Raw genomic sequence first — 20187 nt, forward strand, 5'->3', positions numbered from 1 at the left:
TGCAACTATTTTTTTAAAAAAATAAATTATTTTTAAATTTACCCTATTTTTGGCATATTTAAACACACTGAAAAATAATTTATTAAATTTTTCAAATAAACTTATCTAAAATTCTCTAAAAATACTTCTTTTGAAGTTCTTCAATTAAGAACAGGCCTTAATTTTTCATTTATAATATCGACTACTAAATCTATTTCTTGTTGCGTAACAAGATTAAAATCTGTCCCCCTACCATATCGTTTTCTAAATTCACGGTTTAGTCTTTCAATTAATGGTTTTTGATTAGGCGAAGCAGGGTCACAAAAATAAACATTAGAACCAGTAATCTTTTCCATTTCTTCAAACTTACTAAATTCTTTTCCTCTATCAGTTATTATTCCTTTAATTTTTCCAACTAAACCATTAATTCTAACTATATGTTTAAGTTTTTCTAAAACTTCATTAGCAGTATGTTCTTCTAATTTCATAGCAAAGTATTTTTTACTTGATTTCTCTGTCAAAACTAAACAACTAGATTGATGTTCTTTTCCAACTACGGTATCCATTTCAAATCAACCAACATCTGTTTCTTTATTTTCAATATCTCATATTGATTTAAATCTTTCATCTAATTTCCCACGATTATCAGGTCTTTTCTTTGTTCTATTTCTTCTACCACCATTTAATAAATTTTTCTTTAACAAACCCAAAAGACCTAAAAAAATTCATTTATAAAATGTTTTAAGACAGGCAGGAAATTTGATACCAAATTTTATTAAAAATCGCTGAATAATTTCTGCTGGTGAATCACCCAAAATATTAAATCGTAAATTTAAAAATTCTTGTTGTTCTTCTGTAAATGTAGGTATTTTTTTAATACACTTTTGTCGTTTTTTATAATAATCATCATGTGCCTCACGGGCATTATAATCTTCTATATTTGTAAATCTATTAATTTCTCTTTTAACAGTATTAATATCTCTTCCTGTTTGTCTTGATATTTCAGATAAATTAAGTGTGCCATTTTTCTTTTTGCAACTATCAGATAAAAATAAATCCTTAAAAAATCTTCGTTCATCATATTTTACATGTGTATAATCTTTCATTACTCTATATTTCCTCCAATTCTTTTATAAAAATAGTTATACATTAAATTTATAAAAAAGATAAATTTTCACATTTTTTTAAATTAAAATTATTGACAAATATATTATTAATTATATAATTATATTGTAACAAGCTCCAATTTATCTCTATATGCTTGTATACTAAAATAAAAAGTAAAGTAATTTGCTTTTTTTTATTTTGATGTAAAATATAGATAATAAAAAAAGAGCCGAGTTGGTTCTTTTGTTACATTTTTATAGTATTGTTTACTCTTTTATTTAATCATATTGTTTAAATAATAGCAATTTTAATATGCAAAAAGGAGTAAAAAATGAAAGAATTTAATCCAAATAAAGCAAGTTTGGCAACTTTTTATCGTAAAATAGAGCAATTTTGAGAAAATAAATCACCCAATAAACCATATACTTTGAATGATTTAACCAATGAATTCAATCTTTCTAACAGATGAAAGCACGAAACTTACAAGAGCGAAAAGATAGTTCCTTTACTTGAAAAACAAGTTGATAGAATTGAAAGTGAAATAATTAACTTTATGATGAAATCACATGATGGTGCTAAATTATATTGACAACGAGCATTTAATTATAAATATTCACTGCAAGAAAAACAGTTAGAACAAGAATTAAACTTAAATAATCAACAACCAATAATTGTTAATTTACAAACGGATATTAGAGATATTAAAAAAGAAAGTGATAATAATGCTTAATCATTTTACTTATTTGTTAGAAACTCCTTATTGATTATTACAAAATAGTAGTATTGGTAATAAATATCCCTTTGCTAAAAAATATGAATTAGTTAATGAAATTAATCAAATTGGAACACGATATAGTGGTAAGACTATTTCAAATATTAAAATGTTTGGTGAATTATTAAAAATTAGTTTATTAATTAAAGAACCAATTTGTATCATTGCTAGTATGTATTGAAGTAAGGATTTAAAAGATAGTGTATTTCAAAATATCTGAAATATGTTAGATGAAAATCATATTCCTTATACTATTAACTTATCAAATTTTACTTTTACTTTATCAAATGGTAGCAAAATATATTGTAAAGGTTTACATTCACCAAGCCGGAAAGAAAAATTAAAAGCTTTTGCTGATTTGAATAAATATAAATTAGTAATTGATTGAAGAGAAGAATGTGACCAATTTCAACAAAAAGATTTAAGTGATTTAGAATTTGCTATTCGTGGTTATCAAAATAAAATAACAATTAATACATGTAATCCTGAAAGTTTAAAAAGATATATTGTTGGTTATTGTAATGAATTATTACCTTTTAATGAAGAAATAATGCGTAGTAAATATGAGCAAATTAAGTATATTGAAAAATGAAATATGAAAATTATTATTCATTATTCTAGTTGAAGATTAAATTATGAATTACCACAAGATAAAGTTAATGAGCAATTAAGATTAGAACAATTAGATATTGAAAGAGCAAGAGTTTGGAGTTGAGGTTTACCAGGTAATACTAGTGGTTCAATCTTTGCAAGATATCTTGATATTATGCAAGCAACAGATATTATTCAACCAACTAAGTTATTAGGTGGTGTTGACTTAGCAAACTCTACTAGTCCTAAGGGACATACAACAGCAGCGAGTTTTTGAATATATAATTCATTTGATAAAAAAGCCTATAAAGTTGCTGAATACACACACTCAAATGCTACTCAACAATTTAAAGGACCATTAGAACAAGTAAAAGATATATTGGAGTTTTATAATAATCAATTAAATCAATATTTTAATTTAATACAACAAGGTATATCAATTAATGTTGATGATAGTGCTTATGCAACATTAGAAAGTTTAAACCGAGAGAAATACAATTATACTTTTGGTCAATACATGCATTTTAAACCAGCGCAAAAGCAGAAATTTAAAATAAAGCATCGTGTAGAAGCATTTACAATGTTAATTAATACTAATCAATTAAAATGATTATGAGAAAAATGTCCTGTAAGTAAAACACAATATGAATTAATTCAATGAGAAGATAAACCAGATGCTAGAGAAGAGAGAATGTTAGATTTATATGATGATACATTTGATAGTGATTTTTATGCTTTACACTTTGAATTAGTTAATATGGTTAAACATAATAGTTCAGCAGATTATAAATTATGACAACAAAGGGAGTGAATAACTTAATGAAAAAAGATATTTATGTAATACACGATGAAAGAGTAATTAATGCAAAAAGACCATATATGTCTGTTTGTGGACAAGTTAAAAAAAGACTTTGTCAAGAATTAAAAAAAGATAATATCGCAATATGTAAATTAAATTTATATAACGAATATATTAAGAAATATCAAAAAGTTAAAGTATGTGTACAAGTTTTAGCAAATGAACCTAGTTTATTAACAGTAAATATTATTAATTATGCACTTATTTTAAAATTAAAGGAGCAAAATAACAATGAATAATACTTTTCCTAGTTTACCAAACTTAAATGATATTAATAGTGTTTTAAAATTTTATAATTATGATTGAACTATTAATTTAGCCAATATTATTGCTCGTCATCAAATGCGATTAATAAATGGTAAAGATATTTTATTTAAATCTCATCGTAAAGACATTTTAGAAAAATTAAACTGATGATATGAAACTTATAAAATAAAAGAAAAATTAGATAAAAATGAATTAACAGCAAGTTTAATGGGTAAAACTATCTTTGGTTTATTAGAGACTAATGACGGCAATATTGATTTATGAATTAACCCTTTTAACTTTACATCACGAGTAAGTAAAATAAATGAAATTGAACAAGGTGCTGATATTTGATTAAATTATCATCAATCAGACAGTGGTTTTATTTTAAATTTAATTTGTACCAAAGATAAAATAGTTATTAAAGGTTGACCTAAAAATAATGAAGTAGTTGTTGGACAAAGTAAAACACAAATTAAAGATGATGTTAAACCTGTTTTAGTACAAGAATTTAAAAATAAATTAGGTATAGTACCTTTCTGAGAAATGTAAATAAAGGTGTTAGTAAAATAGCAATTCCATTACCTCAATATTGTCCATAATTATATCAATTAATATTATCTTTTATTGCATTAATCATGCCATATTCTAATCAACAATTTAATGCTAAAAATATCAATGTATAAAAACTAACTACTCAACTACGAATTTTATATTTTCTTTCTCATTCTCTAATATCTTTATGATTTCAATTATAAGTTGGAATAGGGTCTTTTTTAAATCAATTTCAAGGTAAGGCACCCTTTAATCAAGTTGTTTTATTTTGTTTCATTAATTAAAAATCCTTTCTAAATTAATTTTCTTTTAATTGTTAAATCTTTAATAACAATATTATTTGTATCATTTGAAATTGAGCCATCTTGCTTAATTGTTATTCTTTTATAAGAATTATCTGCTAAAAATGAAAATATTGATTTTTGTGATATTGTTTCAAAATAATATGTTACAAATTTATTAGCAGATGCATAATCTGTTATTGAAATTGATATTTTATAGTAATATTTTATTAAATCATAATCTGGAATTTTAAATGTTAATTTTTCGTTTGCTTCTGGATAATTAATTAATTCTCAATCATTACCAGTATTAATAGATATATCACCATTCCCCAATAATGAATTACCATTAATAGTTTTAATATTTGTACCACTTATTAATTTATCTTGTTTTAAATCTGAAACTTCAATCTCATCATTATCATTTTTAATGATAGTTTTATTATCAATTTTTATATCAGTACCACTACTTTGTTTTGCTTTTCAGACATTATTTTCATAATAAATCGTATTATTATCAAAGGGAACTATTAATTTAATACACTCATTATAATCAATTTTAGAAAAATCATTAATAGTAGGATAAGTAATATTTATTGAATTATCAGTTTGTAATCGTTCTTTTAATCAAAATAATAATGTTGGATAAAAAGTTTTTTTACTAATATGCTTATATTCTTCTTCTCATGGATGAGCATAATTATCTAAACTATAATTATAAGGTCTAGATACTGTTTTACTAGATATAATATCAATAATTTCACCTGCTAATTTTAAAGCATTTTTAACATCACGAGTAATATTTTCATTTGCTTCTGGGTCATTAGTTTGTGAATAAGCAACTCCACCTTGTGAAAATGAAGCACTACCAGTTAAATCATTAACTCCTTTTGGTAAATATCAATTTATAACTGCTAATAAACAAGCAGATTGAATATAACTTAATCATTTATCATATTCAATTAAACCAGTATTATCTTTTTTTACTCAAGGAAACAAATCTTTTTTATTAATTTTATCTGAAATTGTTCCACCTGATAATCTATCCATTCATAAACTAGTTTTTAAAATAGCATTATAAATTAAATTATCATTATAAGCAGATTGTTTACGATCATTAATAGGTTGTCAAAGTTTACTTGCTTTAACATCTTCAACTGTTATAAATAACAAATTACTTAAATTATTTTCCATATAAAACACCCCTTAATTGATTACGATATTTATTTTTTAAATTATTTGGTTTATAACTATTAACCTTTCTTTTGGTTTTATTAATTGCTTTAATAGATTTATTAACCTGATAAAATTTATTTTTAACTGGTGTTTTATATAAATTCTTAATATTTTTAACATCACTTCGGCGTTCACTATATCATTTTTTATTATTAATTTCACCAGCAAAATTAAAATTAAAATGTCCAATTTTTAAATTATTAATAAACTTTTTAATTTGATTTAATTTTTGAACTGTTGGTAATGTTAATTTAGTAGTTCCTTTGGGGTATTTTTCTTTTAATGCTTGTGGTAATCGTTTTTTAATATAATTTTTTAAATGACTAGGTAATCATTTTCTTAATCAATAACGCCAAAATAAAGTTCCTGCATTAGATACAGCATTACTTAATAATTTTCATATTTCAACTGGAACACTAGGATAAACATAAGGTCCATAAAATTTCGGATGTTTTGCTGTTTTTGTATATATTAAAATAGTTAAATTACCTGTTAAAGTTAATTTATTAGTTATATTAAACATTCCACTATCAAGTCAACTACTATTTAAAGGTTGTCAATTAGTATTTAGATAATTTTCATTTTTAAATTGTTTTCTATTTTTAATATTATTATCTTTTTCTAATTGACTTAATATTTGTTGAATTTCTTTTTTATGACCTTTTTTAATTAAATCTAAATAAGTAAATGGATTTAATCACTGATAAATATCTTCAACTTTACTTGTAATTTTATTATATTTATCAGTAATATAATTAATTGGCTTTAATATTTTATTTTGAACTTTATTAACTCTATTAATTAAATTTACAAATTTACTTATTAAAGGTTTATTTTCTAAATTAGTTACTAATAAAGTTAAAACTCGTAATATTAGTAAATTCATTGTTTATTAAGAATTTTTAATTACTACATCAATCGGATTTGTTTGACCACTAGCGTTATTTTTACCTTGAATTTGAACTTCAACAGTTTTATCATTTGTAATATTAATTGGTCAATCTTCACCTTTACTTTCAATAAAGTAATCATAATCATTCTCAGTTAAAGAACTATCTATGGCTTTAACTGCTTTTAAAACGACAGCTTTAAATTGTGGTTTTAATTGTTCTGCTGTTGTTTGTGTTGGGTCTGTAACGTGAATAGTTGGTTTATCTAATTTATTAATCCCACTAATATCAATTTTATTTGATGATGGAATTACATAATCAACGGGCACTCTAAAAGTTTTATTTAGATTACTTTTGGCAGTATTAATTTCATCTTGGGTTGGCGCTTTTTCTAAAATAATTTTACATGTTTTTGGATATAAAATTGTTGGTGTTGCATATTGTACTTTACCAATTCATTTAGGGTTAGCAGTATCATTATCTAAAACTTGTTGAATAGTATCCATATTAATTGGATAAGCTCATACTTGTTTATTAATAATTAAACCATTTACATTAGTAAAATTATAACCTTTATCACGGTTAACTTGTCCTTTTGTATATGTTTTTTCTAAATGAAAACTTTTAGATACAGGAATACCCATTGCAGTATTTTCATATAATTCACCATTAACCATTGCTTTTAATTGAGCTTGTGAACCAATTACTTTTAAATACGCAGGTGTTAATCCTAAATAGGCTCTACGACCTAAAACCATAAACATTTTATCGGTTGGCAAACCAAAATATAAATTACTAATTTGATTTGTTAATTCAATCAATGTTTCATTTAATGTAAAGAATGCTTTATTTGCATCATCAGCATTTTCAGCTGTATAACTACGAAATGGAATTACTTCATATTGACCATCTGCTAAACAATAATCATAAATAGCCTGAATTAATTCACATTCTAAATTAACAAATTTATTTTGTACAACACTAGAAATAGCATCAGCAATAACACCATTTTTAATATTTTGTTCTATTAATGCCAAGTCAAAAGCCTCATTCATTAATTTTAAATTAAATCTTTTATCAATCGGAACTGGAATTCTTGTTAATCCCATTGTTTGCGTTGTCCCACCATTTGGTAATGAATAATCATCTTGTCATACCACACGATGTGTTAAATTATATAATGCTTGTCCTGCATTAGGTAATCAAGCAACTTGTTCTGCGGTTGCAGTAGCATACTGCATAATACTTGCATATTCATTATATAAAGGTCCACGCAATAAAGCATTAACCATATCAACATAGGCTTTTTGACCTGTTGTATTACCTTGTAATGTAAAAGGTACTTGTGGCAAATTGATTGTTGCCATAATATTTCACTCCCTTATTATCTAAGGTTTTTAAGTGTATAATCAGTTAACTTTTTAATTTCATCAGGAGTATATGCTCCTTTTTCTTTAATGGTTTCAATTTCATTATTTTTATTTTCAGTTGATTTTTCAATCATTTCTTTAATTAAATTACCAGGTGAAACTGATGGTTGTTCTTGTACAAACAAATCAGGTTTTAATTCTTTTAAAGTTTGCATTTTTTCACTTAAAGAATTACCACTAACTTTATCTAAATTAGTTTTAATATCTTCAATTTTAGTAGATGGAACATCTTTAAAAGCTTTTAATTCATCTAATTCATTAGATAATTTAATAAAGTCTTCTTTTGATATAACATCTTCGCGTTTTTGCACACTTTCTCTAATTTGCTTTGCTTCATTATTAAACTGATTTAAGATATTTTCAGCAATCTCTTCACTTAAACCTTGTTCGATTAATTGTTCTTTTGTAAGTGCCATTTTATAAACCTCTCTTTTTTTATTCTTGTCCGATTAACAAGTCAGCATAAACTCTTTTTTATGGAAAAAGATTAAACCTATAATTTAATTATATACTAATATTTTACTAATACAATACTTTTTATATATTATAACTAAACTTAATATATTTGATTACTAATTTAGTCATTAAAACGCGTAATAAGCATTATTTTTAAGAATAAAATTATTACATAATTCATAATTTTGCTTGTATACATATATATATATATATATAATGCAGTTAGATCTTGATAAAAAGTTTCAAGATTAATAAAAGGAGAAAAACAAGTATGAAAAAATTACTTAGTTTATTAAGTGTATTAACTATTAGTGGAACTGCTGTACCAACAACAATTGCCGCTAGTCCTTATCAAAAAGAAGAACATAATACAGAAACTGATAGTGGTGTTAGTGTTTTCTATCAAATTATAGAAAATGGTAAACGTAAATCAATTATTGAAAAAATATATGGAGTTAATGAAAATGAAAGTTATATTAGATTTTTAGGTTTTGATAATAGAAATAATAAATATTATATAAATGATAAAAATATTTACTTTGTAAATAATAAAAATAATAATAATAATGCTATATCGATTAAATTACTAAGCTTTAAACCAGCATCAGTTATTGATTTTAGTAGTACTGATAATTTTGTTAGGTTTAATTGAAAAGATTTAAATAACACTATTCATGTTTATAGAATAAAAATTATAGATTTAGAAAATAACAATTTAAATAAAATAAATGAATTATCTAAAATTATTTCAAATCCTATTTTAGGAACAGTTAAAATTAATAATGAAAAAGGATTACTAACCGAACAACAAATTAAAGATTTTTTAAAAGATAAAAATCCTCAATTAGATATAACTAAGATAGGAATTAAAAATATTATTGATGATTTATACAATAATAATGAAAAAAGGATTACAGTATTTTCAAGTGACTCAACAATTTATACTGGCGAAGCAACTGTTTTTTTAGATGTTGAAAAATAGTTAAGATTTAAAATAAATGAAAAAAATATTAAGTCTTTTAGGAACAATCACTTTAATAGGAACCAGTACAACCAGTTTAGTTGCTTGTAATACACCACAACATGAATATACACCCGAAGAATTAGCACAATTAAAAAAAGAAAACAAAATTAAAACAAATAACCAAGAAATTAAAGACAATTTAGAATGAACAGCACCACAAGAAAAACCATTTAATAATGTTGATAATAAATGATATTATGTAGTATGACGTGGTGATAAAAATAAGGAATGAAGAATCGCTAAATTTTTAAATGATATAGATAATGAAAAAAAAATAGATAATTATGCTAAATATAGTCTTATTTTTAAACCGCCAAGATTTCGTTATTATACTTTATTAATTAAAGAAGGAATTATTAATACAAATAATACTTTATATGCTGATGATGGTTCATATTTTAAATCAGTTTATCGTTGAAATTTAGATACACAAGAACCTCCTAATTTAGAAAATTTAGAAGTTGATAAAGATGGCAATATAAAAGTTAAGTAAGAACTAAAAAGAGATATTAAATCTCTTTTTATTTTTATCTTGGTTTTATTGTAATTTTAACTGGATTATCACTTTTATTTCTAATACCTAAAACATTAGGATTATCAACATCTAATACAATAACTTTATCATTACCAAAACTTAAATAACTATCTGCCCCTAAAATTAATTCTGCATGAATTAATTTTATAAATCTAATTTTTAATTTCATATCATTTGTATAATATGCCTGTAATTCTGTTTTTTTAATTTCATCTTTATCACTATTAAATAATTTTGTTGATTTAAGTGTAAAAGAAACTCTAATAGTTAATTCATTTTTTGATACATATTTGCTAAAATAATCATCATAACTTGGTAATCCATTAGTATATGCAGTAAAAAATGTTTGAACATCATTTACTCTGATATTATCAGTATATAAAGTTATTGTATTATCAAAATTAACTTTATCAGTTTGTGAACGACCACTTTTTAGTAATTTTATACTAGACAATGAATTTTTATTAGTACATCCAGAAACGCCGCCAAAAGTAATATTAACATTTCTATTAGGAATAAAATTTTCTATATTTGGTGGTCCACATTCAACTTGTAAATTACCTAAATTACTTATTTCAACAGTTTTATAAGCATCTTGAAATTTACTAATACTTTGAATTGTTGGGTCAATTTGTTTTAAATCAATTTCTATTTCATAATAAGCAGAATTAAATTCATTAGAGAATAAATTAACATCAGGGTATAATGTGGTGTTAACTTTTCTACATTGTGCTGGTGCTATAATTTTAGTTAATAATGGTAATACTACATCGGAAGGCAAAATATCTTTGGTATAAGGTTGATAGTTATATGGCACTGGTGGCAAGACATATTGTGGGTAATTAAATGTTGGTATTTCATAATCATGTGGTAATAGAAAACTAGTTTTATAATTAGTTGTCATATCTCGTAAATAATTATTTAAGACACTTTTTGTTTTACCTCTAAAACTTCATACTGATAATCGTAAATAATCTTCTTCATTATTTGTATATGGATTATCAGCATAAAAGATAATTTCAAAATTACCTTTATATAATGCTTGTATTGAAAACATATCAATTATATAACTACAATTTGTACCATCAGGTGTTTGTAAGAATTCACAATCATTATCTTTTTCACTATCACTAACTGATGTTTGTGCATCAACTGCTTTGGTTTCTTCATTAATTAAATATATACGATTAGTTTTGGGGTTTAATTGTTTTAAATTATAAGTTGAATAAGTTATTCGTTCAGTTGGTTTGCCATCTTTTTCTAAAACATTGCCTTGTATTTTATCAGTTAATAAAGTAGTAAAACCTAAACTAGTGGCATTTGCTCCAAAGATAGCACCAATTTTATCATTTCCTTGTTCTCTAAATATTTCAAATGGTAAATAACCTTTACCAGCAGACTTATCACCTCAAAAGGCATCGTTATAAAAACTATAAACATTAGCACTCATAAAACCATTAAGTCATGGAAAATTAGGTCATTTATCATCTTGGGTAATTGTTAAATTTCCAATTCAGTCCCAAGGAATACCAAAAGAAACAAAGTTTAAAAACTTTCCAATAGCAGGTATAGTAAAAGGATTAAAGACTAATTTTTGCGTATAGTTTAAAGGTAATACGGTAATTTGGCGATTAATAAAATTATTCATATTTAAAATGTCTCAAACATTACACGAACCCATTTTATTATATTCAATTTGAACACTTCCAATAGTATTACCAAATTCATCTTTTCTTCTAAAATATGATGACGCTTGGGTACTAATAATATTATTAACAGTTCCACTATTTACTTTTACTTGATTTGGTGGAGTAATCATTCAACTTTTAGACCAATAAGGTTTAGAATTTGAATTTTCTTCCTTAATAGTTGTTCCAACAGTCGGATTGGTTGCTGTTGAACTTGCTTTATCTGTTATTACCATACCCTCATTATTTTTTTCAATTCAAAAATCAGACATTGATTGAATATGTTCTTTTCAATCTTTATATCCAGTAATAATAGTTGGTTGTATCCCTTGAATGTTATATCAACTTACTTCGGGTGATGCATAAGTATTTATTTTATCAGGTGGGGCAGGATACATGTTATACATTAATAAATCTCTTGAATTCATAACTTTTTTATTAAATTCACCTTTAATAATTGGTCGACCAATAACAGGCATATCAAAAAAGATAGGATTACCATAAAATTTAACTGCCATTGCTCTAACACCTGGGTCTTTTAATAAAACTTCATCTAATTCAACAATACCTTTATTTAGTTTTTCATCATAAGTTATTTTAGGAAAACAATAACCTTCACCTGGTGCTGATGTTTGAATAAATTGTCGTACTGCCAAACCACTATTACTAATTTTGTCATTAATACTTGAAAAGGTAATTTCTTGTCATAAAAAACTACCATCATAAGGTGAATAATAATTAATAACATTTGATGGATATAATCATTGTCTATCTTGGGGTGCAGAATTAATATCACCACCACCAATATTTAAACCACGGTCATTAAATACAGTATAAAAATTATAATAATCATTAATATTTAATTTATCTGCATCTTCATCTAAAATTAATAAAGTATATTTTCTTTCAGTTGATTGTTGTGTAAATACTTGTTCAAATTTGGCTTCACCAAATTGAATTGAACTTCTATCATCAATCATATAAGCATCTCAATATTTACCAACTTTAACTTCTTTTGTATAAAAGTTATCTGCTTTATTATCATTATTCATAAAATAACTTAATTTATATTGCTTTAAGTATTCTAGCATTCTATTAATATCATAAATGTTTTCACCATCAATTAATTTTCAATAAACATTATTATTTTCATCTTTTAATTTTATCGCAAAAGGTGTTTCATTATTTACTCATATAGTTGAATTAATTGGTTGTTTATTAAAATCATCAATCGTTAATATATTAATTTCTTCACCTTTATATTTTTGCACTATTTTTAAACTATCTTGTCATTGTGCAATAGTACTTTCCATATTATCAAATATGCGTGAATAACTACCATAATCACTTGGTTTAGCATTATTAGGTTTTCAACCTGTTTCAGTATCAGGAATATATGAACTATAAACATTAAAAGGAAATACCATTCAATGGCGATTGTCTTTTATGTTTTCTCTAATATCTATTAAAGTATCATGGGCTTGTCTTCGTAATTCTTCGATAACCCCTGGGTTAATTCTACTCATTTTTTAATTCTCCTTAATTTCTGTTCTACCTTGTAAGGCATTTTGATTATTACCAGTTTCATCATATTCCATTAATTTATTATTATGTTCTATTTCTTTGGCTTGCATTTTATCTTGTCATGCTTCTATTTTTTCTAAATATTTTGCTGCTTCTAATTCATCAATATTTTCATATTCAGTAATTGCTCTTATTGGTTCCATTGTGCCATTATCTAATCTAGCAGTAATTAATTCATTTTGTCGCATTTGATCTACTAAACTAGCACTAACAAAATCAAAACCATAAGGTCTTTCACCAGTACCATCTCATAAACCGTAATATTTTAAAACGGTATCAAACACTTTTGTATAATATTGCTTACGATATGCTTGTAAATATGCTTGTTTTTCTAAGTCTTTTGTTTTAGTTAATAATGACTGTGTTTTATTTTGGTCATTATCTGATTTATCACCAAAAGGACTAGAAAAATGACATGCTAAGTATACTTGTTCAATAATAGCTTTTTGGTCTTCGGTATATGTTTCTAAGGTTGGTGTACCTTGTACTACTTGTAAAGATTGGGATAATTGACCATCAACTGCTGATTGACCTGATTGAATAAAAATATCATCAAAAGCATCTTGTAATACTTTTTTATTACCCTTGTTATAAGCAGTCATTAAATCATCATCTAATATTCCATATCAATGCGTACGATTTGCTCATCTTTCTTTTGATTTAATATTAAAACTATCTTCTAAATCAAATTGTAATTTATAACAATTTGCCATTGTAGGTCGTGTGTTTAATGTAGTTGATGTTGATAAGAATAATGGATTAGGTTCATTTTACATATGGAATTCAAGGTATATTTGTTGCTAGTAGTAAACCAAAAGTAGATATGAAAATTGATATTCCACGATTAAAAATATCTAAAATGGGATTAGTATTTACAATTTTACCTTTAATTACTTTAATAATTTCTTTAATTATTATTTGAATTGATAAATCAAAATGAAAAAAAGACCATTTAAGACATTGTTTGAACTGCCGTATTAATCCGCGTGTTATTCAACCAAGAATAGCAAAACAATGAAATAATTTGGATGGTATAACAGAAGAAATATTTAAAAATATGCAAGATGAATATACTAAAAAACAAGAAGAAAATAACAAAGAATTAAATTTAAAATAAACTATATATAGGGGCGGTTGATATTTTTGGGTGGTTATATAGTTTAATTTATAAATTATTTTGTTCTGAAAGAATGGATGGCCACTGTTTGAGTAAGGATAAGAAAGGAAATAAAGAAATGGAAATTAGTAATGAAATAGTAATTGCTTTACTTGTATTAGCGGGTGCTGGTGGAATGGGTAGTCTTGGTATTCTTGGATTATCTGCTAAAAAAATTAAAAAATATAAAGCAGAAATTAGAGAATTAAGAACTGCTGTTATTGCTCACGAAAAACATTTACGAGGACCTGATTATGCAACAGAATTAGCATTAAAAACAGGTCAAATTAAAAATGTTAAAAAACAAGTTAAAGTAAATGACAAAAAACAAGCACAAAAAGATGCTATTAAAAAACTAACAAATAGTATTTAAAAAAAATAACCTTAATTGGTTATTTTTTATTTTCTAATATTAAGTCTAAATTTTTAACTTTACAAATAACTAAATTATTTTTTCCATAATTATTTTTATAATATTCTCAGTATTCAGTTGAATTAATATCTACATCTTGTTTATCAATCCCAATTATATATTCACCACGAGGGTTTTTACAAGGGCGATTACCTTGTTCAGATCGATAACATAAAATATAATTATTCATATTCTTTATTTCCTTTATAATGTGTTATATAAAAGTTAATAAGGTATTCTATTTTTTGAGAATAAGTATTAAAATTTAATTCATTTCAAACTTTTTCTTCGTTTTTATTTAAGTAAATATTAACATTCCTAATTTTGCAAGAATAATATTTTCCAGTTTTTTGATTATATGAATGTTTCATAATATTAACTTTCATAATTAGCAATAATAATGGCATCTCGTAAATGATTACTTATTTTATCATTATTATATTTTCAACCTTTACCATATTGATAAGTTAAATTAGTATCTTTATCAAATTTTCATATACAACTATCATTATATTTACTTAAATTTTCCATATTTTTAACAACTGATTTAGTATTTTTTGGTGATACTCAATTAATAAAATATTTATAAACAGATAATGCTCCTAATAATCTTAATAAATCATCCCTATCTTTACTTGCATTAGCAGATGTATATAAACAATCTTCAATATTAATTTTTTCTTCATAATCAAACAATTTATCATTAATAAATTGATATTGTTCTTTTCAATTTTTATTTGTAAATTCTAATTTTTCAATTAATTTATTATCTTCATAAATAACAATAGCAGTAGTACCTGTTCCTGATGGGTCAATACCTATTTTTATCAAGTGGCTCATTCCTCATCGTTGTTATTATTAATTGTTGGCACTACATTTGATATATCTTCTTCTTTAACTAAATTATTATCTGTCACTTCTTCACTTGATATATTTTCATTACTAATTTGACCCTTATTTATGCTTATATTGCTATCATTATCAATATAAATCTTTTCATCATTAGTTGTAATAACTGCCTGATCTGATTTATAAGCTTGTTGTAATTCAACAGACATAATACCTCATTTTCTTAATAAAGATGTTAATACTGTTTTTAATGCCATTTCATCAAAACTAGCAATATAAAATGATTTATTTTTAGCATAAGTTTTAGAATATTTCATAAAATGATTTTCCATTTGTTCTTTGGTCATATATAAAGTTTTTCCAAAACCATTAACCATTTTAAAGTATGCTACATAACCAATAATTGGTAATTTTTCTCTTTCATCTTCATTTTGAATTCAATTAAAACTAGTTCCTTTTAAACGATCATAATTTACTAATTCATTTTCTCTAACATCTGATACTGACATATCTAAATATTGACCACTTCTTTGTGCTAATTGAATATAACCTTTATAACCTATTTGAAATTGAGCTTGATTAATTCATTCTTGGATTTCGCGACCGTTAATAATTCTTGTTATTTTAGTATTATATGGAACTACATAAGCATAACCAAATTGTTTTTCCATTGGTAAATTTAATAAAACTCCTTGATAACAAGCAGTCATAATTGTTTTTGGATCTGCTTTTTGTAATAATTCATTACTATTTGATATTGCAACTATATTACTTTTAAATCTTGCAATTTCATTTTCATTAGAAAATTTACTTTTTATTCATTCTGTTGCTTTATCTGTTCTTAAAAATTCAACAATATTTGCCATATTATTTTTCTCCTTTATTTATTTTAAAATTAATACCTTTAACCCCAATTAAATTAATATCTTTATTACTATCTCACTGATCTTTAATTTCATTTTTAACAATTTGTTCATCAACAACTAAATAATTTTTAATAAGATTAATAAGTTCTAATTTATCAGCATTTTGTAAAAAATCATCATTAATACCAATAACCTCAATATCTTTAATTAATAATTTTTCTTTCCGAAAATTACTAGTAATAATTTTTAATTCTTGCTCTTTTTTTGCTACACTTTTAATTTCTAAAAATTGTTCTTTTTTATGAGTTTCAATAATTTCATTTTGTTTTTGAAATTGAATATTAATAACATTATTTTTTAAAGAATCATGATTATTCTTAATATTATTTTCTAAATTCAAAATATCTTTTCTAATAAAATTTAATTCATCTTTAAAAGATTTTATTAATTCTAATGGTTCTCTAAAAATATAATCAATTTTTGAAACTACTAATTTTAAATCTTTTAGTGATTGTGATTTATATTCTCCATTTATTAATCAAGCTTGTTGTCGATATATAAATTCTGCTAATTCTTGTCCATTTTCATCAATTCATTTTTTAATTGTTAATGCTTTTAAACTTAATTCTTTAAAATTATTTCCTTTTAAATAAAATGGATACGTAATATTTTTAACTTCATTATTTAATTTTAAATCTGCCATAATTAAATTTCCTCTAATTCCATTTCATTAATTAAATTATCAATATATTCATAAGCACTTTCTTCTGAATGACATTCTTCTAATGCCATATTAAATAAATCTTCTTCAGTATAAACATAACCATTTTCATCTTTTCACATACTAATTTACCTCGTTCTTTGCTATTAATATTTCTATTAATTTTCTTCCTTTTTGTTCTTTAATATCAAAATAAGTTATTTCTTGATTTAATAAATGTGCTTCTTCATTTTTAATTAAATTAATATCATCATTAATATTTTCTTTTTGCCCTGTTTTATTATCAAATATATTAATACAAAAATCATTGTACATATATATTGATATTAGATTTTTGATTGTCATATTTACCTCCTATTTTTAACTCGCTGGCACTCACTCCAAAGTGAAAGTGCCAAAGCGAGAGTTAGTTATATAATTAAGTATTTATCTATTTATTTACTACGCCATCCGCTTCACTGCGGGTGAGCGGTGGCGGTATGTTTTATTGTTTAATGTTTAATAATCGACAGTTGTTTTTATAAGATAATGCCAGAGAATTCTCTCTCTTCATCCGCACCATTTCAGGTCAAAGCGTTCAGTTTTTAAAATAAATTCACTTGCACATTGAAGAGCCTAATGCTGACTTTGTGGTTTTTAAAACCTCTGTCATCCTCTAATGGGATAATATCTATCGCAAATTTATTTATAAAGTGGCCATCTCAATATTTATTGTCGTTTGATGTTGACCCCGCACTTATCACGACTATCGCTTGTTAAAGCGTCTATTATTTACGGACTGATTACCGCTGGGCTAGACCGCCTATGTGGAAAAAAACACTTAGTTATTTAAAATAACTGTTCCACCCTGCATTAAGTTGTTTTATAAAATCAAAGTTTAAAAGAACCAGTTTTATCATCAAAGATAATTTTTGAATTTTCTAGTTTTTGATAAAACTGTTTTTGTGTTTTATCTTTTATTTTATTTAATAAATATTTATGTTTTTCACAAGTTCATAAAACTTTATTTGATAAAAATTCTTCGGTAATGAATGATACTGCTTTATAACAATCATTAACATCACATATTTTTTGTTGTTTAATTATCATTACCTCCTTTTAGGGATTTTTTATTTCAAATAAAAAAACAACCCTAACAAGAGTTGTTTTTTGGAGCTTCATCGTACATTATACGACTACTTAAAATAGTTTGTAAATTATTGTCATCTAAACTTCCTAATTGTGTATTTGTAATAACGTTACTTATTGGTTGTCTAACTGTAAAATAAACCCTTTTATAATCTTTATATTTATTTGAATTATAACTATCGCTATAGCTAGTAAAACCATTTATATCAGCTGACGTATCTGTAATTCTACTAACACTAATATCACTTGTATCTAAGCTTACATTAAGTCTTTTAACAGCATTAAGAATAGTACTATCTTGATTATTATTTAATGAACCTAAATCTGCATTTTTAATTACATTACGCAAATCTTTTTTTACAGCCCCCACATCCATTTGTTCATAATTTCAACTTTGATTTCCTCCTGTATAAGATATTAAATATCCTCTCGGAGTAGTTTGATTATCAGGGTTTATTGTTCTAAATCCCGGAGTTAAGTATGTTACTAAATTACTAGAATTAAATTCACTATATTGTCCTGTTCCTGGATTCATATATGTATAAATAGGATTAGTAGGTCCATTTCGTACACCAGTAATTAAAATAAAATGACTGTGATCAGATTCATTAATATTATTAGAGCCATGATAAGCAAAGGCAACAGGAGTATTATTTTCTAAACTATAAGAAACAATATTATAAAACGCATTACTAGTATGATAATCAAAATATCCCTTTAATTTTGTCGAAAACTCTTGATGAAATAAAAAAAATCATCAATATGACAATTTGAAAACTAATTTTGTGTAAGATTATGATTTTGCTTTAAATTTTTTAAACGTTAAAATATAATACCGTTGATTGTTGGTTTGGTGTTAAACCTTTGTGTTGGTATTTTCATTTTCAGAGCTTTAAATAATTTTGAATATTAGTGAAACCCAAACCATGATAATGAATTAAGGCTTCTTTAAGACTGGATTGTAATTTACTAATAATCTTATTTAACTTTTGATAACTAGTATCAGTGTTTGTACTAGTTTTGGTGGAATATAGAGTAGAATTTGTTTGTTTTGCTACTAATAAATATAGTGGTTGCATATCAGAAATAATTATTGATTTTTCTTTAATTAGTTGCTTATTCATATTTTCAATAATCCATTGTTTTTGTAATCTTTTGGTATTGGTGGATTGAACAAAAATATTATTATTGCTATCAACTGCCATTTGAATACAGCATTTGGTATCAGTTGAAAATGGATCGAGATGAGTTTTTCGTTTATCAAATTTATCTTTAAAATTGCCTTTATGAATTTCTTTAATAAATGTTTCATCCATTTGGATTTGACCATTTAATTTTTTAAATTTTAACTGTGTATTTTCTAATTGTTTTGATTGCATTAATTTTTGTCGATTATATCAAGCGGTTTTTGGGGTTGTTTTAATAAAACGAGAAATTATTTTACTAGATTGTCCTAACAATGAAATTTGAATTAATAAATTTCACTGTTCATAATTTAAATGACTTCAATAAGTAAAATGATGACGAAATGCATCAAAACTAGCACGACATTTTTTACATAAATATTTTTGTTTTCCTTCGGAATTATGACCATTTTTAACACAATGAAAAGATTTGCAATTAGGACATATAATGCCTTTATCTCTAAATTTTTGATCAATTTCATTTAAACGTTTTTGTTTTTTAATTAAGTCTGCTTGTTGTTTTATTTTTTCATAAAATTCTAAAAATTGATCATCTGTTAAGCTATTTATTAATTCTGTAATTATTTTTTTCATCATTTATTTACCTCTATATATTAAAAATATACCTAATTTTAGGT

Annotated in this window: 25 protein-coding genes; 8 read left to right on the plus strand and 17 right to left on the minus strand. The window is 24.4% G+C overall.

Annotation, left to right across the window (positions count from 1 at the left end; all coding sequences use genetic code 4):
• Window positions 1–101: 101 nt before the first annotated feature.
• On the minus strand, window positions 102–1085 hold the full coding sequence (locus ACOBME_RS11135; RefSeq protein WP_338963245.1) for an IS30 family transposase: 984 nt from the start codon (window positions 1083–1085) through the stop codon (window positions 102–104).
• A 332-nt stretch (window positions 1086–1417) separates the two neighbouring features.
• Here ACOBME_RS11135 and ACOBME_RS11140 point away from each other — a divergent pair, with 332 nt between their 5' ends.
• Genes ACOBME_RS11140 through ACOBME_RS11155 form a run of 4 tightly spaced genes read left to right on the plus strand, consistent with a single transcriptional unit; the run spans window position 1418 to window position 4106 of the window.
• Window positions 1418–1816: a hypothetical protein gene (locus tag ACOBME_RS11140; RefSeq protein WP_338965659.1), complete on the plus strand. Its 399-nt coding sequence runs from the start codon at window positions 1418–1420 to the stop codon at window positions 1814–1816.
• Window positions 1809–3269 (plus strand): PBSX family phage terminase large subunit, encoded by a 1461-nt coding sequence (locus ACOBME_RS11145; protein ID WP_419334034.1) that lies wholly within the window; start codon window positions 1809–1811, stop codon window positions 3267–3269. The genes ACOBME_RS11140 and ACOBME_RS11145 overlap by 8 nt, the downstream gene beginning before the upstream one ends.
• Window positions 3269–3547, plus strand: a complete 279-nt coding sequence (locus tag ACOBME_RS11150; protein ID WP_338963373.1) for a hypothetical protein — start codon at window positions 3269–3271, stop codon at window positions 3545–3547. The genes ACOBME_RS11145 and ACOBME_RS11150 overlap by 1 nt, the downstream gene beginning before the upstream one ends.
• The gene (locus tag ACOBME_RS11155; protein ID WP_419333868.1) at window positions 3540–4106 is read left to right on the plus strand and encodes a hypothetical protein; all 567 of its coding nucleotides are present in this window, start codon (window positions 3540–3542) and stop codon (window positions 4104–4106) included. Before ACOBME_RS11150 ends, ACOBME_RS11155 begins: the two co-directional genes overlap by 8 nt.
• Here ACOBME_RS11155 and ACOBME_RS11160 read toward each other — a convergent pair.
• The 5 genes from ACOBME_RS11160 to ACOBME_RS11180 are packed head-to-tail and all read right to left on the minus strand — an operon-like array spanning window position 4066 to window position 8362.
• Entirely contained in the window at window positions 4066–4386 is a 321-nt protein-coding gene (locus ACOBME_RS11160) for a hypothetical protein (RefSeq protein WP_419333867.1), read from the minus strand. The genes ACOBME_RS11155 and ACOBME_RS11160 overlap by 41 nt on opposite strands.
• 16 nt (window positions 4387–4402) lie before the next feature.
• Window positions 4403–5584, minus strand: coding sequence for a hypothetical protein (locus tag ACOBME_RS11165; protein WP_338963396.1), 1182 nt, complete (start codon window positions 5582–5584; stop codon window positions 4403–4405).
• Window positions 5574–6512, minus strand: a complete 939-nt coding sequence (locus ACOBME_RS11170; RefSeq protein ID WP_419333846.1) for a hypothetical protein — start codon at window positions 6510–6512, stop codon at window positions 5574–5576. The genes ACOBME_RS11165 and ACOBME_RS11170 overlap by 11 nt, the downstream gene beginning before the upstream one ends.
• Window positions 6513–6518: 6 nt before the next feature.
• Complete coding sequence (locus ACOBME_RS11175; protein WP_419333864.1) at window positions 6519–7883, minus strand: hypothetical protein; 1365 nt, start codon at window positions 7881–7883, stop codon at window positions 6519–6521.
• Window positions 7884–7900: 17 nt separating this feature from the next.
• Window positions 7901–8362 (minus strand): hypothetical protein, encoded by a 462-nt coding sequence (locus ACOBME_RS11180; protein WP_419333862.1) that lies wholly within the window; start codon window positions 8360–8362, stop codon window positions 7901–7903.
• A 311-nt stretch (window positions 8363–8673) separates the two neighbouring features.
• Between ACOBME_RS11180 and ACOBME_RS11185 the strand changes: the two genes are divergently transcribed.
• Window positions 8674–9384: a hypothetical protein gene (locus ACOBME_RS11185; protein WP_419333861.1), complete on the plus strand. Its 711-nt coding sequence runs from the start codon at window positions 8674–8676 to the stop codon at window positions 9382–9384.
• A gap of 16 nt (window positions 9385–9400) precedes the next feature.
• Window positions 9401–9919 (plus strand): lipoprotein, encoded by a 519-nt coding sequence (locus tag ACOBME_RS11190; RefSeq protein ID WP_419333859.1) that lies wholly within the window; start codon window positions 9401–9403, stop codon window positions 9917–9919.
• A gap of 34 nt (window positions 9920–9953) precedes the next feature.
• Here the strand turns inward: ACOBME_RS11190 and ACOBME_RS11195 are convergent, their stop codons facing one another.
• Both ACOBME_RS11195 and ACOBME_RS11200 read right to left on the minus strand, forming a co-directional pair.
• Entirely contained in the window at window positions 9954–13175 is a 3222-nt protein-coding gene (locus ACOBME_RS11195) for a hypothetical protein (RefSeq protein ID WP_419333857.1), read from the minus strand.
• 3 nt (window positions 13176–13178) lie between these two features.
• The gene (locus ACOBME_RS11200; protein ID WP_419333855.1) at window positions 13179–13946 is read right to left on the minus strand and encodes a hypothetical protein; all 768 of its coding nucleotides are present in this window, start codon (window positions 13944–13946) and stop codon (window positions 13179–13181) included.
• A 110-nt stretch (window positions 13947–14056) separates the two neighbouring features.
• Here ACOBME_RS11200 and ACOBME_RS11205 point away from each other — a divergent pair, with 110 nt between their 5' ends.
• Both ACOBME_RS11205 and ACOBME_RS11210 read left to right on the plus strand, forming a co-directional pair.
• Entirely contained in the window at window positions 14057–14350 is a 294-nt protein-coding gene (locus ACOBME_RS11205; protein ID WP_419334037.1) for a hypothetical protein, read from the plus strand.
• A gap of 73 nt (window positions 14351–14423) precedes the next feature.
• Window positions 14424–14762: a hypothetical protein gene (locus ACOBME_RS11210; RefSeq protein ID WP_338963556.1), complete on the plus strand. Its 339-nt coding sequence runs from the start codon at window positions 14424–14426 to the stop codon at window positions 14760–14762.
• 19 nt (window positions 14763–14781) lie between these two features.
• On the opposite strand, the gene ACOBME_RS11215 is transcribed toward ACOBME_RS11210, so the two are convergent.
• From ACOBME_RS11215 to ACOBME_RS11255, 9 genes are all read right to left on the minus strand, one after another.
• The gene (locus tag ACOBME_RS11215; protein WP_338963231.1) at window positions 14782–14991 is read right to left on the minus strand and encodes a hypothetical protein; all 210 of its coding nucleotides are present in this window, start codon (window positions 14989–14991) and stop codon (window positions 14782–14784) included.
• A 185-nt stretch (window positions 14992–15176) separates the two neighbouring features.
• The gene (locus tag ACOBME_RS11220; RefSeq protein WP_419334039.1) at window positions 15177–15641 is read right to left on the minus strand and encodes a hypothetical protein; all 465 of its coding nucleotides are present in this window, start codon (window positions 15639–15641) and stop codon (window positions 15177–15179) included.
• A complete protein-coding gene (locus ACOBME_RS11225) occupies window positions 15626–16516 on the minus strand; it encodes a recombinase RecT (RefSeq protein ID WP_338963407.1) in 891 nt (296 codons plus the stop codon). The genes ACOBME_RS11220 and ACOBME_RS11225 overlap by 16 nt, the downstream gene beginning before the upstream one ends.
• A 1-nt stretch (window position 16517) precedes the next feature.
• Window positions 16518–17219: a kinetochore Spc7 family protein gene (locus tag ACOBME_RS11230; protein ID WP_338963619.1), complete on the minus strand. Its 702-nt coding sequence runs from the start codon at window positions 17217–17219 to the stop codon at window positions 16518–16520.
• A gap of 2 nt (window positions 17220–17221) precedes the next feature.
• Window positions 17222–17359 (minus strand): hypothetical protein, encoded by a 138-nt coding sequence (locus ACOBME_RS11235; RefSeq protein ID WP_338963239.1) that lies wholly within the window; start codon window positions 17357–17359, stop codon window positions 17222–17224.
• Between the two features lies 1 nt (window position 17360).
• A complete protein-coding gene (locus ACOBME_RS11240; RefSeq protein ID WP_338963241.1) occupies window positions 17361–17582 on the minus strand; it encodes a hypothetical protein in 222 nt (73 codons plus the stop codon).
• 507 nt (window positions 17583–18089) lie between these two features.
• Entirely contained in the window at window positions 18090–18326 is a 237-nt protein-coding gene (locus ACOBME_RS11245) for a hypothetical protein (RefSeq protein ID WP_338963243.1), read from the minus strand.
• A gap of 43 nt (window positions 18327–18369) precedes the next feature.
• Entirely contained in the window at window positions 18370–19134 is a 765-nt protein-coding gene (locus tag ACOBME_RS11250) for a hypothetical protein (RefSeq protein WP_419335305.1), read from the minus strand.
• 46 nt (window positions 19135–19180) lie between these two features.
• Complete coding sequence (locus ACOBME_RS11255; RefSeq protein ID WP_419335307.1) at window positions 19181–20146, minus strand: transposase; 966 nt, start codon at window positions 20144–20146, stop codon at window positions 19181–19183.
• Window positions 20147–20187: the final 41 nt, after the last annotated feature.

Origin of the sequence: Spiroplasma endosymbiont of Sarcophaga variegata, from assembly GCF_965178695.1 — a bacterium.
In the GTDB taxonomy this organism is placed as follows: Bacteria; Bacillota_I; Bacilli_A; order Mycoplasmatales; family Mycoplasmataceae; genus Spiroplasma; species Spiroplasma poulsonii.